We start from the raw sequence: 3,194 nt of genomic DNA on the forward strand, positions 1-3,194 counted from the left end.
TGTTGGCGGTGCGCTCGGCGGCCTCGACGCGCGGTGTCAGCTCGGCGATGACGGCGGCCGTCTCGGCGTCGTCGCGCACCTTGAGCTCCTCGAGGTGCTTGCGGGCGTCGTAGGGCCGATCGGCCTCCAGGGCGGCGAGGACGATCTGGCGGCCCGCCTCCGGGATGTGCTCCTTCGGGGACCACTGCCCCACCCCGAGACCGAGGCCGTCGCCGGGCAGGTCGCCCTCGCGCAGCGTGCGGACCCCCTCCGCCACGGCGAGCCCGGTATGCTCGCGCTCGCACGCGGCGTTGAGCCGGCGCATGGCGCCCTCGTGGTCGTCGTGCAGCGACAGCCGGGCGAGCTCGACGAGCGGGAACCAGGCCCGCGGGTTGCCGGCGAGCTCCTCGGCCAGCGCCCAGATGGCGACGTCCGCGGAGCGGGCCCGGTCGGCCGGCTCGTGCTCGGCGATGAGCGGGTCGACCGGCTCCACCGAGTCCGCGCGCCGCCGCACGAGCTCGGCGAGCTCGCGGAAGGCGTGCATGTCGTTCGGGTCGTCGACCAGCTTGGCCCGGAGGGCGTCCTCCCGCGGCAGGTCGGTCTTGCGGGCGGCGGAGGTGGCTTGCCGGGTCCCGGGCCGCCGCATCGGACGGCGCCGGGTCAGCAGCGCCTTGAGTCGCGCGAGTAGGGCCATGGCGTCGACCTTAGCGGCTCGGGCCACAGCCCTCATGCGGACGGGAGCGTGGGGCACCCCGCCGGATCAGCCCCCGGACAGTTGTCGGCTTCCCACAAACGCGCCCTATGCTCTGGCCATGCCGCCCACCGTTGCGCCCGACCCGCAGGACAGCTCGGACGTCGTCCGGCGCCTGCGCGGCGGAACCGACCTGCTCACCTCGGCCGCGTTGAAGCGGCTGGACGAGGAGATCCCCTGGTACCGGGAGCTCGCCGCGGAGGACCGCTCCTGGATCGGGCTCGTCGCCCAGTCCGGCATCGCCGCGTTCATCGCCTGGTACGAGAGCTCGTCGGACGCCACGTACAACGCCGCGGAGATCTTCCGCGCCGCACCGCCCGAGCTCACCCGCTCCATCTCGCTGCAGCACACGCTCCAGCTCGTCCGCCTCGTCGTCGAGGTGGTCGAGGAGCACGCGGTCCAGCTCGCGGCCCCCGGCCAACAGCGCGACCTGCGCGACGCCGTGCTGCGCTACTCCCGCGAGGTCGCCTTCTCCGCCGCCGAGGTCTACGCCCGCGCCGCCGAGGCCCGCGGCGCGTGGGACGCCCGCCTGGAGGCGCTCGTCGTCGACTCCCTCGTGCGCGGCGACACCGACGCCTCGCTGCGGTCGCGCGCCGCCGCGCTGGGCTGGTCGGGCAGCGGCTCCTGCGTCGTCCTCGTCGGCACCACCCACGGCCCGCTCGACGAGCGCCGCACCGCCGAGCTACGGCGTGCCTGCCGCCGCGCGGCACAGGACGCGCTCGTCGGCATCCAGGGCGAGCGGCTCGTCGTCGTCCTCGGTGGGCACGACCTGCGCGCGGCCGCCGAGTCGCTCATGCCGCGGCTGCGGCCCGGCACCGTCGTCCTCGGCCCCGAGGTGGCCGACATCGCCGACGCCGGACGCTCCGCGCGCGCCGCGCTCGCCGGGCTGCTCGCCGCTCCGGCGTGGCCCGACGCCCCGGAGCTGGTCGAGGCCGACGAGCTGCTGCCCGAGCGGCTCGTCAACGGGGACCCGCTGGCCCGGCGCACGCTGCTCACCGAGATCTACCGCCCGCTGGAGTCCGCCGGTGGCCCGCTGCTGGAGACCCTCGGGGAGTACCTGGCCCAGGGCCGCTCGCTGGAGGCGGCAGCCCGGGCGTTGTACGTCCACCCCAACACGGTGCGCTACCGGCTGCGCCGCATCGCCCACGTCGTCGGCTGGGACGCCACGACGCCGCGGGAAGCGTTCGTCCTCCAGGTGGCGCTCGTCGTGGGCCGCCTGTCGGCCGGCGCCGGGGACCACTCCGGTGTGTGACGCTCCTCTAACACGGTCCGGCCTGCAGCCCACCGATTTGTGGGCTCCCCACAACGCCCGTGAAACGAGTTGGTAGGCGTCGTAGGCGCTGACCGGTGCCTCCTTGTTGGCAGAGTGGAACGCGTGCTCGCGATCCTCTGCCCTGGTCAGGGCGCCCAGACCCCCGGCATGCTCAGCCCGTGGCTCGAGCTGCCCGAGCTCGCCGACTCCCTCGACGCGCTGAGCGAGGCCGCGCAGCTGGACCTGCGCCACCTCGGCACCGCTGCCGACGCCGAGACGATCCGCGACACCAAGGTCGCCCAGCCGCTCATCGTCGCGGCCTCGCTGCTCGCGTTCCAGGCGGTGTTCGGGCAGGAGACGGGCGCGGTCGACGTCGCGGCCGGGCACTCCGTGGGCGAGCTCGCCGCCGCGGCCGTCGCCGGCGTGCTCACCGACCGCGACGCCCTGCACCTCGTCGGGGTGCGCGGCCGGGCGATGGCCGACGCCGCCGCCGTCACCCCCACCGGGATGAGCGCCGTCGTCGGCGGCGACCCGGACGAGGTCACCGCGACGATCACCCGCCACGGCCTCACCGCCGCCAACGTCAACGGGGGCGGCCAGGTGGTCGCCGCCGGCACCCTCGACCAGCTCGCCGCCCTCGCCGCCGAGCCGCCCGCCAAGGCGCGCGTCGTGCCCCTGCAGGTCGCCGGTGCCTTCCACACCGAGCACATGGCACCCGCCGTCGCCGAGGTGCGTACCGCCGCCTCGTCGCTCAGCCCGGCCGACCCGCGCGCCACGCTGTTGTCGAACGCCGACGGTGCGGCGGTCACCTCGGGTGCGGACGCCCTGGAGCGGATCGTCGCCCAGGTCGCCCGCCCGGTCCGCTGGGACCTGTGCTGTCGGACGATGCTCGACCGCGGCGTCACCGCGGCGATCGAGCTCGCCCCCGCCGGGGTTCTCACCGGGCTCGCCCGGCGTACGCTACCGGGCGTGCAGACCCTCGCCCTGAAGTCCCCCGACCAGATCGACGCCGCGCGGGAGCTGGCCCGCGAGCACGGAGGCACCCGGTGACCCGCCCTGCCCTGCGCATCGCGCAGCCCCAGACCTACTCCCGCATCCTCGGCATCTCCGGGGTCCGTGGCGAGCGTGTCGTGCCCAACGAGGAGATCGTCGGGCCCATCGACAGCTCCGACGAGTGGATCCGCCAGCGCACCGGCATCATCGAGCGCCGCC

At 75.4% G+C, this 3,194-nt stretch carries 3 protein-coding genes and 1 pseudogene; 3 read left to right on the forward strand and 1 reads right to left on the reverse strand.

Annotation, left to right across the window (positions count from 1 at the left end):
• A partial coding sequence (locus tag Q0195_RS06250) for a hypothetical protein (RefSeq protein WP_299276007.1) occupies positions 1-673 on the reverse strand: 673 nt, incomplete at its 3' end.
• 118 nt (positions 674-791) lie between these two features.
• On the opposite strand from Q0195_RS06250, the gene Q0195_RS06255 reads away from it, so the two are divergent.
• The 3 genes and pseudogenes from Q0195_RS06255 to Q0195_RS06265 form a co-directional block, all read left to right on the forward strand.
• Entirely contained in the window at positions 792-1,982 is a 1,191-nt protein-coding gene (locus Q0195_RS06255; protein WP_299276010.1) for a PucR family transcriptional regulator, read from the forward strand.
• 123 nt (positions 1,983-2,105) lie between these two features.
• Complete coding sequence (locus tag Q0195_RS06260) at positions 2,106-3,032, forward strand: ACP S-malonyltransferase (protein ID WP_299276012.1); 927 nt, start codon at positions 2,106-2,108, stop codon at positions 3,030-3,032.
• A pseudogene (locus Q0195_RS06265) lies at positions 3,029-3,194 on the forward strand (3-oxoacyl-ACP synthase); the annotation flags it as partial. The gene Q0195_RS06260 and the pseudogene Q0195_RS06265, both read left to right, overlap by 4 nt.

The organism is uncultured Georgenia sp. (assembly GCF_937958535.1).
Classification (GTDB): Bacteria; Actinomycetota; Actinomycetes; order Actinomycetales; family Actinomycetaceae; genus Oceanitalea.

Excerpts from the sequence above, each read along its gene's own strand:
- Q0195_RS06255 (WP_299276010.1), top strand. The coding sequence starts at position 792 with ATGCCGCCCACCGTTGCGCCCGACCCGCAGGACAGCTCGGACGTCGTC.